Genomic DNA, 16,315 nt, shown 5'->3' with positions numbered 1-16,315 from the left:
CGCAACTGTATTGTTACAGCATCCCCCTTGCGGAAGCGCGAAGCCTTAGCTGCCAAATCTTGTATCCGATCGACCAGACGTCACGTCGCTTCAATGCGCGCGTCGCGGATCACGACAAGCTGTGGCAACAAACCTGATAGGCCTTACCCATGATTGAATTTCCAAATCATAGTCGTTCATACGACCAAACGCGGCGCGCCGTGCGGTTTTGGGGATATGACAGTGCTATTGAGGCATCGTTCTTCGTCACCGAAGGCGCATTGAAGCGACTTCAATCGGATGCCTACCTCGACGAGCCGGGCCTTCTGCACGCCTTCGATGCCAACCGCGATCGGATATGTGCCGCTGCGGCCAGGGTCTATGTCCGCGGAAGCAGGGGGTCTTACGATCTGGTCGCCGCGAATTTCTGAAACCGGCGGCTTCGATCTGATCACGCCCGACAATTTGGCGGATTGAGCGCGCTCGTCGCACGCCACCCTTGCGAGCGATCAAAAGGAGGATGTCATGGATACGAGCTTCCTACAGACTTTCCTGGCGTGCGGAGCAATCTTCGTGCTCTCGTTCGTTGCGATCGGGGCTTTCTGGCTTCTCGAGCGCATGCGATGCGCCGGTGCCCCTCACTTGTGAGGGTGGGGCAGGCGTCCGGTGGACCCAGGTCCACGCCGTTCGAGATGCCGCGTCTCCAAAAGAAAGGCCGCGGATTGCTCCGCGGCCGTTCTGACGTCGATGCGTTTCCTCAGTAGCGGTCGGTTCCGATTCCGACGCTCACGCCCGGAGCGCGGAACCCGATGCCGCCACGCTCGTCATAGCCACGGCGCTCGATGTAGCGCTCGCGAGGCACGTACCCGTAGGATTCATCGGGCTCACGGACGATGACGCGGCGTTCGCCACGTGCGCGCCAGCAACGGCCGGAGTCATCGCAAACCATGCGAACGTTCTGGATGTTGCTCTCCGGCCCGACCGACGCGCCGAGTGAAAGCGGTGCGGCGAAAGCCGTGCTTGTGGCAGTCATGACAAGGGCACTTGCGCCGGCTGCCAAATAGATCGCGAGATTCTTCATATGATTTCTCCAAAAAGTGCTTGTGTCAGGGAGCCAAGAGTCTCGCGAGCCGTTGGTTCCTAGCGCCGGCCGGTCGATTGCATTGATCGCGCGGCGGCCGTGCCGCCCCAATAGGCAATGGCACGTTGAAATGACGAGGAACCGAGGCCGGCCGTGCGCGTCCGCCCGTCGGGCAAATCACGAAAACCCGCAACTATTTCCATTATTCAGAAATTTGACGGGCCGCATCCCTGGTGACTGCTTGGGGCGCGGCGAGACGGACAGCGCGGCTAATTCAGCACCCTTTTCCCGTCCGGGCTCGGGCTATCCAGCGAGAAGGTCGGCACGTCGATGTCGAAGCGCTCGCCGGCTTCGGTGACCATCTGGTAGCTGCCGGTCATGAAGCCGGAGGCGGTCGGCAGCGGCACGCCGGAGGTGTATTCGAAGCGCTCGCCGGGCGCGAGCACCGGCTGCTCGCCGACCACGCCCTCGCCACGCACCTCCTGGCGGCGGCCGGTGGCGTCGGTGATGATCCAGTGCCGCGTCCGCAGCTGCACCGTTTCCGGGCCCGAATTGACGATCACGATCTTGTACGACCAGAAATACTCGCGCCGGTCGATCGACGAGCGCTCCGGCATGAAGTTCGGCTCGACGGTGACTTCGATCTGGCGGGTAACGGCGCGGTACATACGGCTCAATCCGATGATCTCGGCGCAAAATCCGCTTTCGGCCGGATCACGCGCAAACAGGCGCCCATCATAGCCAATTGGTCAGCCGGAACCAATCGCCGGGCAGGCCGTGAAAAGCCGGTCCCGGGGGCCGTCTGTTCATCGTGGTTTCAACATAGTTCCGCTCTAAAGCGCGGCCGCATGTCGCCGCACTCTGTGCTTTGTCGGCAAGTTGTGGACCGATATTATCTTTTCAGCACGACCTGCGGGCGCCCGCAGCCGACACGGTGTTTGATGAGCTCGATTGCCGATCCGATAGCCGGTTCGCCGGTGGCCGACGCCAAGGCCGATGCCGAGGTCAAGGCGAAAGCCGTGGCGGCGGCCCCCGCGATCTCGCTGCCGGCGACCGGCGAGCGCGAGCTCCGGCTCGATTTGTTCCGCGGGCTCGCGCTGTGGCTGATCTTCATCGACCACCTGCCGACCAATCTTCTGACCTGGCTGACGATCCGCAACTACGGCTTCTCCGACGCCACCGAGATCTTCATCTTCATCTCCGGCTACACCGCCGCCTTCGTCTATGGCCGCGCGATGCTGGAGGGCGGCTTCGTGATCGCGACCGCGCGCATCCTGCGCCGGGTCTGGCAGATCTATGTCGCGCACGTCTTCCTGTTCACGATCTTCCTCGCCGAGATCTCCTATGTCGCGACCTCGTTCGAGAACCCGCTTTACAGCGAAGAAATGGGGATCATGGACTTCCTGAAGCAGCCCGACGTCACCATCGTGCAGGCGCTGCTGCTGCGCTTCCGCCCGGTCAACATGGACGTGCTGCCGCTCTATATCGTGCTGATGCTGTTCCTGCCGCTGATCCTGTGGCTGATGAAGTGGAAGCCCGATGTCACGCTCGGCCTGTCGGTCCTGCTCTACGCGCTGACCTGGCAATTCGATCTTTACCTCTCGGCCTATCCGAACGGCTTCTGGGCGTTCAATCCGTTCGCCTGGCAATTGCTGTTCGTGTTCGGCGCCTGGTGCGCTCTCGGCGGCGCGCGGCGGATGTCGCGCATCCTGTCGTCGAACATCACGATGTGGATCTGCATCGTCTATCTGGTCGCGGCGTTCTTCGTGACGCTGACCTGGTACGTGCCGCAGCTCGGCCACATCATGCCGAAGGTGATCGAGCAATGGATGTATCCGATCAACAAGACCGACCTGGACGTGTTGCGGTTCGCGCATTTCCTGGCGCTCGCCGCACTCACCGTGCGCTTCCTGCCCCGGGATTGGCCGGGCTTGAAATCGCGCTGGCTGCGACCATTGATCCTGTGTGGCCAGCATTCGCTTGAGATATTCTGTCTCGGGGTCTTCCTCGCCTTTGCCGGTCACTTCGTGCTTGCCGAAGTATCTGGCGGTGCCGCACTGCACGCCTTGATCAGCGTTTGCGGCATCCTCATCATGTGCGGCATGGCGTGGATTATTTCGTGGTACAAGCACTCCGCCGACAAAGGCGCCTCGAAAAAAGGTGCCGCCGGCAACGCCGATCTGGCGGGAGGGGGAGCATGAAGTCCGGGTGGACGATGCTGAGCCTGACGCTGCTGGTCGCCTGTTTGGCGGCCGCGCCCGCGCGCGCCGGCGATACCGTCGAGCCGGCACCGGCGCCGCCCTGCGACGTGCCGGCCTATCTGCTGGCGAGCGAGAGTTCGCTGCCGAAGGTCACCGACGCGGTGAAGGCCAACAAGCCGCTCAGTGTGCTGGTGGTGGGCAGCCGCTCCTCGACCATCCCCGGCAACGAGGCGAGCGCCTATCCGGCCACGCTGCAGGCGGCGCTGAAGGAGGCGTTTCCGGCCGCCACCATCGATCTATCCGTAGAATTACAGGGAAAGAGCACCGCCGAGGAGACCGCGGGAACTCTTGTTAAGCTTGTTGAAGCAAAAAAGCCTACTTTGGTTATCTGGCAGACCGGAACGGTCGATGCTATGCGAGCAGTCGATCCTGACGATTTCCGCACCGCCATCAACGATGGCGTTGTTGCGTTGCGGGGCGCCGGGACCGACGTGGTGCTGGTCAATCTGCAATACAGCCCGCGTACGGAAACGATGATCTCTGCGCCGCCATATCTCGACAATATCAAGGTGGTTGCGCAGCAGCACGACGTTCCGCTGTTCGACCGGTTCGCGATTATGAAGCAGTGGAGCGACGCCGGATATTTTGACCTGTTCAGCACCTCGCACGGTGTCGATCTGGCCAAGAAGGTTCATGCCTGTCTCGGCCGCGCACTGGCGAAATTCGTGATCGATGCGGCCCATCTGGGCCCGGTGCAGCAGAATTAGAGGAAGCCGAGTTGATGCGTTTTGCCTTCCCTTTTCGTTTCGCCGCAGGGCGGAGCCTGCGCGCCGTTGCGGCGCTCGTGTTGCTCGCGCCGCTCTCGACCCTGCCGTTGTGCGCGCAGACCGGCCAGGCCGACCAGCATGCGGCGCTGTCATCAGGAGCAAAGACTGAAGCAACCAGGACCGATGCTGCGAAGCCCGCCGCGGTCGAAACCGATGCGGCCAATCCGCAGCCGCAACCGGGCGTCGCCGCCAAGGCGCTCGACAAGGTGAAGCAGGTCGCGAAATCCGCCAGCGACATCTTCCACCGCGTGCCCTGCCATCAGCCGACCGGCGTGCCGAACTCGACCGGCTCGCTGCCGCATGTCGCGGCCAAGCTCGCCGCCGGCAAGCCCGTCGTCATCATCGCGTTCGGCTCGTCCTCGACCCAGGGCTACGGTTCGTCGGCGCCGGAATTCACCTATCCGAGCCGGCTCGCCGCGCAGCTGCGCCGGCAGTATCCGTCGGCCGACATCAGCGTGCTCAATCGCGGCAAGGGCGGCGAGGATGCACCCGAGATGATGAGGCGGCTGCAGACCGAAGTGCTCGACGTGCATCCCGACATGGTGATCTGGCAGGTCGGCACCAACGCGGTGCTGCGCAACCTCGATCCGTCGGAGACCGCCAAGCAGGTCGAGGACGGCGTCGCGCGCATCCAGGCCGACGGCGCCGATGTCGTGCTGGTCGATCCGCAATATTCGCCGCGCGTCACCGAGCGCCCGGAAAGCGCCCGCGGCATGGTGAAGCTGCTCGGCCGCATCGCCGCGCTGCGCCATGTCGGCATCTTCCCGCGCTTCGAGGTGATGCGTGACTGGCACGAGAGGCAGGCGATCCCGATCGACGATTTCGTCACCGCCGACGGCCTGCACATGAACGACTGGGGCTATGCCTGCTTCGCCCAGCTGCTCGGCGACGACATCATCCGCTCGGTCGGCGCGATCAAGATCGGCGTCAACGTCCCCGGCGACGTCAGGACCTACCGGCCGATGTGATCGGCGCTGCTACCTCTCTCCCGGCATCCAGCCTGTCACCGTCACCCTGAGGAGGCCGCGTAGCGGCCGTCTCGAAGGGTCGACGGCCCGACTGTGGCCGTGCATCCTTCGAGACGCGCGGAGCCTGTCATCGGGCCGCGCTTCGCGCGGACCCGTTGGCGCTCCTCCAGCGACAAAGGCGAAGCCTTTGCGCGGGGATGACGGGATTGATACCGTGGCGGGGCTTGCCTCGACCATCCCCACAGGCGCCAGCAATCTTGACCTCGCCGCGGTAATCCGCTCCCTTGGCGCCTGTTACGAAGCCTTAAGGGAAACGCTCATGTCTTTCGTGCTGGCCATCGATCAGGGCACCACATCGTCGCGCGCCATGGTGTTTCGCGGCGACATCTCCATCGCCGCGGTCGCGCAGCAGGAGTTTCCGCAGCATTTCCCGGCCTCCGGCTGGGTCGAGCACGAGCCCGAGGACATCTGGACCTCGACCGTGATGGTGTGCCGCGAGGCGCTGGAGAAGGCCGGCCTTAAAGCGCGGGACATCGCCGCGATCGGCATCACCAACCAGCGCGAGACCACCGTGGTGTGGGACCGCGCCACTGGTCAGGCCGTGCATCGCGCCATCGTCTGGCAGGACCGCCGCACCGCCGACATCTGCGCCAAACTCAAGGCCGAGGGCCATGAGCCGGCGATCTCGGCCAAGACCGGCTTGATCATCGACCCCTATTTCTCCGGGACGAAGGTCGCCTGGATCCTCGATCACGTGCCGGGCGCGCGCGAACGCGCGGAGCGCGGCGAGCTGCTGTTCGGCACCGTCGACTGCTATCTCTTGTGGCGGCTCACCGGCGGCCGCGTGCACGCCACCGACGCCACCAATGCCTCGCGCACGCTGCTGTTCAACATCCACACCGGGGCGTGGGACGACGACCTCATCAATCTCTTGCGCGTGCCGCGCTCGATGCTTCCAGAGGTGAAGGATTCCTCCGCCCGGTTCGGCGAGAGCACGGCGGATCTGTTCGGCGGCCCGATCGCGATCTCCGGCATCGCCGGCGACCAGCAGGCCGCGACCATCGGCCAGGCCTGCTTCGAGCCCGGCATGATGAAGTCGACCTACGGCACCGGCTGCTTCGCGCTGCTCAACACCGGCACCACGCCGGTGGCCTCGAAGAACAAGCTGCTCACCACGATCGCCTACCAACTCAATGGCCAGCGCACCTACGCGCTCGAGGGCTCGATCTTCGTCGCCGGCAGCGCGGTGCAGTGGCTGCGCGACGGGCTCGGCATCATCAAGCATGCCGCTGAAACCGGCCCGCTCGCCGACAAGTCGGATTCGATGCAGAGCGTCTATCTGGTGCCGGCCTTTGTCGGCATGGGCGCGCCGTACTGGAATCCGCGTGTGCGCGGCGCGCTGATCGGGCTCACCCGCAACACCGGCCCGGCCGAGATCGCACATGCGACGCTGGAGAGCGTCTGCTACCAGACCTTCGACCTGTGGGCCGCGATGCGCACCGACTGGCCGGAGGCCAACGCCGCCAACACCGTGCTGCGCGTCGACGGCGGCATGACGGCATCGGACTGGACCATGCAGCGGCTCGCCGATCTGCTCAACGCGCCGGTCGATCGCCCGATGATCCAGGAGACCACGGCGTTAGGGGCGGCCTATCTCGCCGGCCTCGAGGCCGGCGTCTATCCGGAGCCCGCGAAATTCGCCGACAATTGGCGGCTCGAACACCGCTTCAGGCCGGCGATGAGCGAAGCCACGCGCGACCGCAAGCTCGCCGGCTGGGGCCGCGCGGTGAAGGGCGTGCTGGCGAGCGACGAGGGGGAGTAGCGCGCCGGGTGAAAAACCCGGATGAAGTCTCGCACCAAAAATAACAACCATCGGAGAAACAATGAACACGGATCTCAACCGCGTCGCGAAACTACTCACCGCCGCGCTCTGCGCCACGATACTCGCCGCACCTGCCGTCGCGCGCGAGAAGGCGAGCCCGCTTGTGGCGGCGCGCGAGGTCAGGACCGACGTCGCCGGGCTGAAGGCGCCGGGCCAGATCCTGGTCGACGTCTGGGGCATCCCGCACATCTATGCCGGCAACGAGCACGACCTGTTCTTCCTGCAGGGCTTCAACGCCGCGCGCGACCGGCTCTGGCAGATCGATCTCTGGCGCAAGCGCGGGCTCGGCCTCTTGGCGAAGGACTTCGGCCCCGCCTATGCCGAGCAGGACAAGGCGCTGCGTCAGTTCCTCTATCGCGGCGACATGAACGCGGAATGGGCCGCCTACGGCCCGAAGGCGAAAACCTATGCGGAGGCCTTCGTCGCCGGCGTCAACGCCTATGTCGCCGACGTCAAGGCGGGCAAGCGGCCGCTGCCGATCGAGTTCAGGATCGCGGGCACGATGCCGGACCTGTGGTCGGCGGAGGATGTCGTGCGCGTCCGCAGCCATGGTCTCACGCGCAACGTCGCCTCCGAGGTGAAGCGCGCGCTGGTCGCCTGCGCCGCCGGCCTCGATGCCGATCGCTTCCGCGTCAAGCTGGAGCCCGCCTGGACCACGAAGATTCCCGATGGGCTCGATCCTTGCAGCGTGCCGAAGGGCGTGCTCGCGGCCTATGACCTTGCCACGCGCCCGGTGAAGTTCGCCGCGCCGAAGGACCAGAAGGCGGCGCTGGCGCATGATCCCGACACATACTTGGCCGAGGCCGATCAGCAGCGCGACACCATCGGCTCCAACAATTGGGTGATCGCGGCATCGCGCACCGCGACCGGACGGCCGATCCTCGCCAACGATCCGCATCGCGAGCACTCGGTGCCGTCGCTGCGCTACATCGTCGGCCTCAACGCGCCCGGCATCTCCGTGATCGGCGCCGGCGAGCCGGCGCTGCCCGGCATCTCGATCGGCCACAACGACACCATCGCGTTCGGCCTCACCATCTTCAATGTCGACCAGGAAGACCTCTACGTCTACGAGCTCAACCCGGACAATCCGAACCAGTATCGCTACGGCACGGGCTGGGAGGACATGCGCATCGTGCACGAGAAGGAGGCGGTGAAGGGCGAGGCCGACCGCGACCTCGAGCTGAAGTTCACCCGCCACGGACCCGTGATCTATGTCGACGCCGACAAGAAGCGCGCGTTCGCCGTGCGCTCGATCTGGTTCGAGCCGGGCACCTCGGCCTATTTCGGCTCGTCCGACTACATGACCGCGAAGAGCTGGAGCAGCTTTCTCGGCGCGATGCGGCGCTGGGGCGCGCCGTCGGAGAACCAGGTCTATGCCGACACGAGCGGCAATATCGGCTGGGTCGCCGCCGGCAAGACGCCGCGCCGGACCAGCTTCGATGGCCTGATGCCGGTGCCCGGCGATGGCCGCTACGAGTGGCAGGGTTTCCTGTCGCTCGACGAGCTGCCGAAGCTCTATCAGCCGAAGCAGGGCTTCATCGCCACCGCCAACCAGATGAACCTGCCGGCCGACTATCCGGTCAATGAGCGCCGGGTCGGCTTCGAATGGTCCGACAGCGCGCGCTGGCAGCGCATCGTCGAGGTGCTGCAGGCCAACAGCGAAGTGACGCTGGCGGACGCGATGGCGTTGCAGAACGACGACACCGGCATGCTGGCGCGGCGCCTCGTCGCGTTGCTGAAGCCGCTGTCATCCGACGATGCCAATGTGAAGAAGGGCCTCGATCTGTTGAAGGCGTGGGACGCGCGCGACGCTGCGGACAGCGCGGCGGCCGCCGTCTATGAGGTCTGGATCGCGAACCATCTCGGCCCGGTGCTGCTCAAGACCACGGCGCCGAAGGCGGCCGAGCTGATCGCGCCGGAAGCCTCCAGCATCTCCGCCATCGTCGATTATCTCGAGAAGCCCGACTCCGCGCTCGGCAGCGACCCCGCCGGCGGACGCGACCGCGTGCTGCGCGACAGCCTCGGCGCGGCCGTTGCCGACGTCGCCGACAAGCTCGGGGGCGATGCATCGACCTGGCGCTGGGGCCGTCTGCATGTCGCCAAGTTCGATCACGCGCTGATGCCGCTCGCCGACAAGGCGACCGCGGCGCAGATGTCGGTCGGTCCGCTCGCCTATGGCGGCGCCGCCAACGTGCCGCGCGCGGCCACCTATCGCCGCTCCGACTATCATCTCACCGCGGGCGCCTCGTTCCGCATGGTGCTCGATGTCGGCAATTGGGATGCGAGCCGCACCATCAACACGCCCGGCCAATCCGGCGATCCCTTCAGCGGCCACTACCGCGACCTCGCACCGCTCTGGGCCACCGGCCAATACGTCCCGCTGCTCTACAGCCGCCCGGCCGTGGAAGCCGCAACCGCCGAGGCGATCGCGCTGACGCCGAGGTGAGGGGGCGCGGTGGCGGCCCAAACCTCCACCGTCGTCCCGGGCAAGCGAAGCGCGACCCGGGACCCATAACCACAAATGCAAGTTGTTTTGCGGCGCTGGGGCCACAGCGATCGCAACAACAAACCGCGGTGGTTATGGGTCCCTGCTTTCGCAGGGACGACAGCGAGTGTGTGGCCGCCGACAACGCGGAAAGAAGGTCGCGCGATGCTGCTGCCCGACGGCTACTCCGACGTCCCCCACGGCAAGGTCGCCGCCGTCGTCACGCATCTGGAAATGACCGAGCGCCCGCAGCTCGGCGACGATCCGCCGGGCGCGTGGCGCCTGCACAAGGTCGAGCCGCCTGCGGTCGACTGGTATCGCGATCTCTACCGCCGCATCGGCGAGGCGTGGCTGTGGATCACCCGCACGGGGCTCGATGACGCCGATCTCGCCTCGCGGATTCACGCGCCCGGCGTCGAGCTCTACGGGCTGCTCGTCGATGGCAGGGATGAAGGCCTGCTCGAGCTCGACTTCAGCATATCAGGCGAATGCGAGCTGCTCTATTTCGGCGTCACCGCAAAATTCATCGGCACCGGCGCCGCGCGCTTCCTGATGAACCGTGCGCTCGAGATCGCCTGGTCGCGCGACATTGGCCGCTTCTGGGTGCACACCTGCACCTTCGACCATTCCTCCGCGATCGCGTTCTACCAGCGCTCCGGCTTCCGTGCGTTCAAGCGGCAGATCGAGGTGGCGGATGATCCCCGGCTCGACGGCAGATTGCCGCGCGATGCGGCGCGGCATGTGCCGGTGATTGGATAGCTCGTGAGGCAACCGGATCATGATCCGGTTGCAACGCGGCGCAAGCCATCTAGGATGGTGCAAAGCGCAACCGCTTGTTCCGTCGTCATGCCCGGGCTTGACCCGGGCATCCATCTTGCTTCGAAGAAGTTCTTGGAGCGATGGATTGCCGGGTCAAGCCCGGCAATGACGAGTATGCAAGCATGTTCCTGATCGGCCAGTACGACTCGCCCTTTGTCCGCCGCACCGCGATCGCGCTGCGGCTCTATGGATTGCCGTTCGAGCACAAGCCGTGGTCGACCTTTAGCGATGCGGAGAAGGTTGCGGCCTACAATCCGGTGCGGCGGGTGCCGACGCTGGTGCTCGATGACGGCGAGGCGCTGATCGAGAGCAGTGCGATCCTGGATTATCTCGACGAGCTGGTCGGGCCGGAGCGGGCGATGATCGCGCGCTCGGGGCCCGCGCGGCGCAGGCATCTGCGCATCATGGCGCTGGCGACCGGGCTCGCCGACAAGGCGGTGAGCCTGATCTACGAGCGCGTGCTGCGCAAGGAGCAGCTAAAACTCTGGGTCGAGCGTTGCGAGGCGCAGATTTCGGGCGTGCTCGCGGTGCTGGAGCAGGAGCGCGCGGCGGTGCAGCCGCCATACTGGCTCGGTGATCGCATCGGTCATGCCGACATTGCCGTGGCCTGCGCGCTGCGCTTCACCGGCGAGGCGCATCCGCATCTGTTCGACGCGCGCTATCCGGCGCTCAAGGCCCACGCCGCGCGCTGCGAGGCACTGCCGCCGTTCCAGGAGATCGTGCAACCGCTGGCGCCGCCGAGCGGTTAGCGCGCGTATCGTCATCTCTCTCCGCCGTCCTTATCGTCGTCCCGGCGAAGGCCGGGACCCATAACCACGAACGCCGATTGTTACGCATCGCTAAACGACGAGTCCCGCTAACGACACCTGCTGCGGCGTATGGGTCCCGGCCTGCGCCGGGACGACGGCCGAATTTGAGACGCGCAGCGTGCCTCAAGCTTTCACCAAGACGACCGTGGTGGATGTGGCATGGTGGCCGTCTTCGCGGGCAACACCGCGCGCCACTCCGCACGACCCCGGGGCGCGTGCTTCGGGCTACCCATTGTTGGTCCGATCTTCTATGGTGAACCAGATCGGGTCGCATGCGGCGAACTCGATAAATCCATGATATCAAAGGCTTAAGGCTCTAATCGAAGCCTTTGGAGGGCGGTTTGACGCGGTATATTTCGACCCGGGGTGAGGCTCCGGCGCTTGGCTTCTGCGATGTGATGCTGACCGGGCTTGCCCGTGACGGCGGGCTTTACGTGCCCGAGACTTGGCCGCAATTGTCGCCCGAGACCATCGCCGCCTTCTTCGGCCGGCCCTATTGGGAGGTCGCGGTCGAGATCATCCGGCCGTTTGCCGCCGGCGAGATTTCCGACGCCGAGCTCGGCCGCATGGCGAACGAGGCCTACGCCACCTTCCGCCATCCCGCCGTGGTGCCGCTCGACCAGATCGGGCCGAACCAGTTCCTGCTCGAGCTGTTCCACGGGCCGACGCTGGCGTTCAAGGACGTCGCGATGCAGCTGATCTCGCGGCTGATGGATCATGTGCTGGCCAAGCGGGCGCAGCGCACCACCATCGTGGTCGCGACCTCGGGCGATACCGGCGGCGCCGCGGTCGACGCCTTTGCCAATCTCGACAATGTCGACCTCGTCGTGCTGTTCCCGAACGGGCGCGTCTCCGAAGTGCAGCGCCGCATGATGACGACGACCGGTGCCGCCAATGTCCATGCGCTGGCGATCGAAGGCACGTTCGACGATTGCCAGGCGCTGGTGAAGGAGATGTTCAACAACCATCGCTTCCGCGACCAGGTGGCGCTGTCCGGCGTCAACTCGATCAACTGGGCGCGCATCGTGGCGCAGGTGGTCTACTATTTCACCTCGGCGGTCGCGCTCGGCGCGCCGGCGCGGACGGTGGATTTCACGGTGCCGACCGGCAATTTCGGCGACATCTTCGCCGGCTATGTCGCCAAGCGCATGGGGCTGCCGATCCGCTGGTTGCGGATTGCCGCCAACGTCAACGACATCCTGCCGCGCACGCTGAAGACCGGCAATTACGAGGTGCGCGAGGTACACGCGACGGCGTCGCCGTCGATGGACATCCAGGTGTCCTCGAATTTCGAGCGGCTGTTGTTCGAGGCGAGCGGCCGCGACGCCGATCAGGTCCGCCGCCTGATGGCCTCGCTGAAGCAGTCCGGCCGCTTCGTGCTGCCGGATGCGACGCTGGCCGCGGTGCGCCGCGATTTCGACGCCGGCCGCGCCGACGAGACCGAGACGGCGGCCGCGATCCGCGCCGCCTGGCGCGAGGCCGGCGATCTCGTCGATCCGCACACCGCGGTGGCGCTTGCGGTCGCCGACCGCGACACCTCGGATTCGAAGATCCCGAACATCGTGCTGTCGACCGCGCATGCGGCCAAATTCCCCGATGCGGTCGAGGCCGCCTGCGGGGTGCGTCCGCAGCTGCCGGCCTGGCTCGGAGGCCTGATGACCAAGTCCGAACAGATGACTGTGATGAAGAATGATTCCGCCGAGGTCGAGCGCTTCGTGCTGTCGGTCAGCCGTGCCGCCAAGCAGGGAGTTGCCTGATGAGCGTTGAAATCACCAAGTTGCCGAGCGGCCTGACCGTCGTCACCGACACAATGCCACATCTGGAGACCGCGGCGCTCGGGGTCTGGGCCGGCGTCGGCGGCCGCGACGAGAAGCCGAACGAGCACGGCATCTCGCATCTCCTGGAGCACATGGCGTTCAAGGGCACCGCGCGGCGCTCCTCGCGCGAGATCGTCGAGGAGATCGAGGCGGTCGGCGGCGACCTCAATGCCGGGACCTCGACCGAGACCACGGCCTATTACGCGCGGGTGATGAAGGCCGACGTGCCGCTGGCGCTCGACGTGCTCTCCGACATCCTCGCCAATCCGTCCTTCGTGCCGGACGAGCTGGAGCGCGAGAAGAGCGTCATCGTGCAGGAGATCGGCGCGGCGCAGGATACGCCCGACGATGTCGTGTTCGAGCATCTCAACGAGCTCTGCTATCCGGACCAGCCGATGGGGCGCTCGCTGCTCGGCACCGCCAAGACGCTGAAGGCCTTCAACCGCGACACGCTGCGCGGCTATCTGTCGACGCATTACCGCGCCCCGGACATGGTGGTCGCCGCCGCCGGCGCGGTCGATCACAAGCGCGTCGTCGAGGACGTCGCCGCGAAATTCGCCAGCTTCGACGCCACGCCGGCGCCGGCGCCGCAGCCTGCGATGTTCGGCAAGGGCGGCTCGCGGGTGGTGCATCGCGATCTCGAGCAGGCGCATCTGACGCTGGCGCTCGAAGGCGTGCCGCAGACCGACCTGTCGCTGTTCTCGCTGCAGGTCTTCACCAACACGCTCGGCGGCGGGATGTCGTCGCGGCTGTTCCAGGAGGTGCGCGAGAAGCGCGGGCTGTGCTACTCGATCTACACCTTCCACGCCCCCTACACCGACACCGGGTTCTTCGGCCTCTATACCGGGACCGATCCGGCCGACGCGCCGGAAATGATGGAAGTCATCGTCGACGTCATCAACGAGGCGGTGGAAACCCTGACCGAAGCCGAGGTCGCCCGCGCCAAGGCGCAGATGAAGGCCGGCCTGTTGATGGCGCTGGAAAGCTGTTCATCCCGGGCCGAGCAGCTGGCACGCCATGTGCTAGCCTATGGCCGGCCGCAGACGGTGGAAGAGCTGGTGGCGCGGATCGACGCGGTCTCGGTCGAATCGAGCCGCAACGCCGCCCGCGCGCTGCTGTCGCGCAGCCGGCCCGCCGTCGTTGCACTCGGCAGCGGCAGGGGTCTGGACACGGCAGTGTCTTTTGCGGAAGGATTGACGAAGTCGAAGGCAAAGACGCTGCTGCACTAAGAATTCTGCTTACCCCGCTCCGCTTGCGGGGGGGAGAGCAGAGGCCGCCTACCGGCGGCCGTTGACGGACATAGCCGAGGCGGAGCCTCGGCTATGGCTGAAGGCTTCGGGTGTGAGGGGCTATCCGCAGGCCGAGTTTGCGGAAACGGCCCCTCGCCCCGACCCTCACCCCACCAGAGCGGGGCGAGGGGGAGCAGCTTGGCGGGGGAGTGTTGGGCCATGGCCCTGTTTCGTTTGCCGTCCGGTGGACCGGCTGCGCTGATGCCGCGGGGGCACGGGCTTTTGCTGCGTGCGCCGCAAATGTCGGATTTCCCGCAATGGGCGCAGTTGCGCGAGTCGAGCCGCGCCTATCTCACGCCATGGGAGCCGATCTGGCCGTCCGACGACCTGACCCGCGCCGGCTTCCGCCGCCGGTTGCGCCGCTACAGCGAGGATATCGCCGCCGACCGCTCCTATCCGTTCATCATCTTCCGCGAATCGGACGGGGTGATGATCGGCGGGATCACGCTCGCCAATGTCCGCCGCGGCATCGTGCAGGCCGGCACGATCGGCTATTGGGTCGGCCTGCCGCACGCCCATCGCGGCTACATGACGACGGCGCTGCGGGTGCTGCTACCCTCGCTGTTCGGCGAGCTCAACTTGCATCGCATCGAGGCGGCCTGCATTCCCTCCAATGCATCGTCGATCCGCGTGCTGGAGAAGTGCGGCTTCACCCGCGAGGGCCTGGCGCGGCGCTATCTCTGCATCAACGGGATCTGGCAGGACCATTTGCTGTTCGGCCTGCTGCACGAGGATTTCCGCGGCTGAGTCTTAAGCCTATTGGCTGATGGCGGGCCGTATCCGAGCCGTTTCAGGATGCTTTCAACATGCCTTTGCAACATGCCGTTTCAACATGCCTTGGGTTCGCCGCCATTGGCTTGCTATAACGCGCGCGAAACGGGGAACTCTGGTTTGGGGGCTTTAGGGATATCGCATGGGTGACAGGGTGATCAGGTTCGCGCTCGCGGCGGCGGTATCGATCGGTCTCGGTGCCACCCTGTTGCCGGAGGCCAGCTCGGCGCAGTCGCTGAGCGACCGTTTCAAGAGCCTGTTCGGCGGCGGTTCGTCCGATTCGAAGCCGGCGACGCCGGCGGCGTCGCAGCCGCTCAACGATGCCGACGCCGGGCTGACCTGCCCGCCGGTGCAGATCCGCTCCGGGGCCTCGACCTATTCGGTGGCCGTGGACGGCAAGGAAGCGGTCGGCAACGATGTCAAATTCTTGGCCTCGATCACGCGCACGGCCCGGGAATGCAATCTGAACAGCGGCCAGATCACGGCCAAGATCGGTATCCAGGGGCGGATCATTGTTGGCCCTCAAGGCGCACCGCCGACCATCCAGGTGCCGCTGCGCGTCGCCGTGGTGAAGGGCGGCGTCGGCGAGAAGACCATCGCCACCAAGGCCTACACCACCACGGTGCAGATGGACGACAGCGGCAGCGTGCCGTTCAGCCTTGTCGCCGAGGATGTCGTCTATCCGGCGCCGTCGGCCGCGGAGAACGACGATTACATCTTCTATATCGGCTTCGATCCGCAGGCGCTGAAGCCGGAGCCCAAGGCCCGCGCGCCGCACAAGAAGAAGTAGCGGCCGCCGCCGTGACGGGGCCGGTAGAATAGGAAAGCGGCAGGAACAAAGAAAAAGGCCGGCGCGATGATCTCGCGCCGGCCTTTTTCTTGAAGGCGTTGTGATCGCGTCAGTTCAGCTTGGAGCGAACCTCGGCGATGCCCTTGCCGACGAGGTCGTCGGCAACCGAGCCCTTGACCGACTGCGACAGGATGGTCGAGGCGGCGGTCACGGCGGCGTTGGCCGCTGCGGCGCGCACATCGGCCACGGCCTGGGCCTCGGCCTGGGCGATCTTGCCCTCGGCGGTCTTGGTCCGCCGGGCGACAAAATCTTCCATCTTGGCCTTGGCTTCAGCCGCGATCCGTTCGGCTTCGGCCTTGGCGTTGGAGATGATGTCGGCGGCTTCGCGCTCCGCGCTGGCGCGGCGCGCCTTGTATTCGCCGAGCAGCTTGTTGGCCTCGTCCTTCAGACGGCGGGCGTCATCCAGCTCGGCCTTGATGCGCTCGGCACGATGATCGAGCGCCGTCAGCAGGGTGCGATGGACGCCGAGATAGCCGAACACGACCAGCAGAATGACGAAGGCGATCGCAACCCAGGTTTCCGGTTCGTAAAACATCG

At 65.7% G+C, this 16,315-nt stretch carries 15 protein-coding genes; 12 read left to right on the top strand and 3 right to left on the bottom strand.

From position 1 onward, the window contains the following. Positions 1 to 149 precede the first annotated feature (149 nt). Positions 150 to 410 (top strand): DUF1488 domain-containing protein, encoded by a 261-nt coding sequence (locus tag ACOIX3_RS38335; protein WP_092123059.1) that lies wholly within the window; start codon positions 150 to 152, stop codon positions 408 to 410. A 326-nt stretch (positions 411 to 736) separates the two neighbouring features. On the opposite strand, the gene ACOIX3_RS38330 is transcribed toward ACOIX3_RS38335, so the two are convergent. Together ACOIX3_RS38330 and apaG are read right to left on the bottom strand one after the other, a co-directional pair. Continuing rightward, positions 737 to 1,060 (bottom strand): hypothetical protein, encoded by a 324-nt coding sequence (locus ACOIX3_RS38330; RefSeq protein ID WP_420967155.1) that lies wholly within the window; start codon positions 1,058 to 1,060, stop codon positions 737 to 739. A gap of 269 nt (positions 1,061 to 1,329) precedes the next feature. Next, a complete protein-coding gene (gene apaG, locus ACOIX3_RS38325) occupies positions 1,330 to 1,728 on the bottom strand; it encodes a Co2+/Mg2+ efflux protein ApaG (RefSeq protein ID WP_092123063.1) in 399 nt (132 codons plus the stop codon). Positions 1,729 to 2,001: 273 nt separating this feature from the next. Here apaG and ACOIX3_RS38320 point away from each other — a divergent pair, with 273 nt between their 5' ends. The 11 genes from ACOIX3_RS38320 (at position 2,002) to ACOIX3_RS38270 (ending at position 15,718) form a co-directional block, all read left to right on the top strand. Beyond that, on the top strand, positions 2,002 to 3,261 hold the full coding sequence (locus tag ACOIX3_RS38320) for an OpgC domain-containing protein (RefSeq protein WP_342726128.1): 1,260 nt from the start codon (positions 2,002 to 2,004) through the stop codon (positions 3,259 to 3,261). Continuing rightward, a complete protein-coding gene (locus ACOIX3_RS38315; protein ID WP_420967153.1) occupies positions 3,258 to 4,028 on the top strand; it encodes an SGNH/GDSL hydrolase family protein in 771 nt (256 codons plus the stop codon). Before ACOIX3_RS38320 ends, ACOIX3_RS38315 begins: the two co-directional genes overlap by 4 nt. A gap of 14 nt (positions 4,029 to 4,042) precedes the next feature. Then, entirely contained in the window at positions 4,043 to 5,056 is a 1,014-nt protein-coding gene (locus ACOIX3_RS38310; protein ID WP_420967152.1) for an SGNH/GDSL hydrolase family protein, read from the top strand. Between the two features lie 319 nt (positions 5,057 to 5,375). After that, positions 5,376 to 6,878: a glycerol kinase GlpK gene (glpK, locus tag ACOIX3_RS38305; RefSeq protein WP_420967151.1), complete on the top strand. Its 1,503-nt coding sequence runs from the start codon at positions 5,376 to 5,378 to the stop codon at positions 6,876 to 6,878. Positions 6,879 to 6,939: 61 nt separating this feature from the next. Next, the gene (locus ACOIX3_RS38300) at positions 6,940 to 9,384 is read left to right on the top strand and encodes a penicillin acylase family protein (RefSeq protein ID WP_420967149.1); all 2,445 of its coding nucleotides are present in this window, start codon (positions 6,940 to 6,942) and stop codon (positions 9,382 to 9,384) included. A gap of 204 nt (positions 9,385 to 9,588) precedes the next feature. Beyond that, positions 9,589 to 10,182 carry a GNAT family N-acetyltransferase gene (locus tag ACOIX3_RS38295; RefSeq protein WP_420967148.1) on the top strand — a complete coding sequence of 198 codons (594 nt, stop codon included), beginning with the start codon at positions 9,589 to 9,591 and terminating at the stop codon, positions 10,180 to 10,182. A 182-nt stretch (positions 10,183 to 10,364) separates the two neighbouring features. Beyond that, positions 10,365 to 10,991: a glutathione S-transferase family protein gene (locus tag ACOIX3_RS38290; protein WP_420971895.1), complete on the top strand. Its 627-nt coding sequence runs from the start codon at positions 10,365 to 10,367 to the stop codon at positions 10,989 to 10,991. A 401-nt stretch (positions 10,992 to 11,392) separates the two neighbouring features. After that, positions 11,393 to 12,808, top strand: a complete 1,416-nt coding sequence (gene thrC, locus ACOIX3_RS38285; protein WP_420967147.1) for a threonine synthase — start codon at positions 11,393 to 11,395, stop codon at positions 12,806 to 12,808. After that, positions 12,808 to 14,097, top strand: coding sequence for a M16 family metallopeptidase (locus ACOIX3_RS38280; protein WP_420967146.1), 1,290 nt, complete (start codon positions 12,808 to 12,810; stop codon positions 14,095 to 14,097). Before thrC ends, ACOIX3_RS38280 begins: the two co-directional genes overlap by 1 nt. A 219-nt stretch (positions 14,098 to 14,316) precedes the next feature. Continuing rightward, entirely contained in the window at positions 14,317 to 14,904 is a 588-nt protein-coding gene (locus ACOIX3_RS38275) for a GNAT family N-acetyltransferase (protein ID WP_092123083.1), read from the top strand. 166 nt (positions 14,905 to 15,070) lie between these two features. Then, a complete protein-coding gene (locus ACOIX3_RS38270) occupies positions 15,071 to 15,718 on the top strand; it encodes a hypothetical protein (RefSeq protein WP_420967144.1) in 648 nt (215 codons plus the stop codon). A gap of 109 nt (positions 15,719 to 15,827) precedes the next feature. On the opposite strand, the gene ACOIX3_RS38265 is transcribed toward ACOIX3_RS38270, so the two are convergent. Next, complete coding sequence (locus ACOIX3_RS38265) at positions 15,828 to 16,313, bottom strand: ATP F0F1 synthase subunit B (protein ID WP_092123087.1); 486 nt, start codon at positions 16,311 to 16,313, stop codon at positions 15,828 to 15,830. Between the last annotated feature and the right edge of the window lie 2 nt (positions 16,314 to 16,315).

Origin of the sequence: Bradyrhizobium sp. B120 (genome assembly GCF_049075665.1) — a bacterium.
GTDB lineage: Bacteria > Pseudomonadota > Alphaproteobacteria > Rhizobiales > Xanthobacteraceae > Bradyrhizobium.
The sequence above is the reverse complement of the archived record's forward strand: the minus strand, read 5'-3'. Positions and strand labels throughout refer to the sequence as shown.

Coding starts and splice junctions, on each gene's coding strand:
- ACOIX3_RS38335 (WP_092123059.1), top strand. CDS start 150: ATGATTGAATTTCCAAATCATAGTCGTTCATACGACCAAACGCGGCGC.
- ACOIX3_RS38330 (WP_420967155.1), bottom strand. CDS start 1,060: ATGAAGAATCTCGCGATCTATTTGGCAGCCGGCGCAAGTGCCCTTGTC.
- apaG (WP_092123063.1), bottom strand. CDS start 1,728: ATGTACCGCGCCGTTACCCGCCAGATCGAAGTCACCGTCGAGCCGAAC.
- ACOIX3_RS38320 (WP_342726128.1), top strand. CDS start 2,002: ATGAGCTCGATTGCCGATCCGATAGCCGGTTCGCCGGTGGCCGACGCC.
- ACOIX3_RS38315 (WP_420967153.1), top strand. CDS start 3,258: ATGAAGTCCGGGTGGACGATGCTGAGCCTGACGCTGCTGGTCGCCTGT.
- ACOIX3_RS38310 (WP_420967152.1), top strand. CDS start 4,043: ATGCGTTTTGCCTTCCCTTTTCGTTTCGCCGCAGGGCGGAGCCTGCGC.
- glpK (WP_420967151.1), top strand. CDS start 5,376: ATGTCTTTCGTGCTGGCCATCGATCAGGGCACCACATCGTCGCGCGCC.
- ACOIX3_RS38300 (WP_420967149.1), top strand. CDS start 6,940: ATGAACACGGATCTCAACCGCGTCGCGAAACTACTCACCGCCGCGCTC.
- ACOIX3_RS38295 (WP_420967148.1), top strand. CDS start 9,589: ATGCTGCTGCCCGACGGCTACTCCGACGTCCCCCACGGCAAGGTCGCC.
- ACOIX3_RS38290 (WP_420971895.1), top strand. CDS start 10,365: ATGTTCCTGATCGGCCAGTACGACTCGCCCTTTGTCCGCCGCACCGCG.
- ACOIX3_RS38280 (WP_420967146.1), top strand. CDS start 12,808: ATGAGCGTTGAAATCACCAAGTTGCCGAGCGGCCTGACCGTCGTCACC.
- ACOIX3_RS38275 (WP_092123083.1), top strand. CDS start 14,317: ATGGCCCTGTTTCGTTTGCCGTCCGGTGGACCGGCTGCGCTGATGCCG.
- ACOIX3_RS38270 (WP_420967144.1), top strand. CDS start 15,071: ATGGGTGACAGGGTGATCAGGTTCGCGCTCGCGGCGGCGGTATCGATC.
- ACOIX3_RS38265 (WP_092123087.1), bottom strand. CDS start 16,313: ATGTTTTACGAACCGGAAACCTGGGTTGCGATCGCCTTCGTCATTCTG.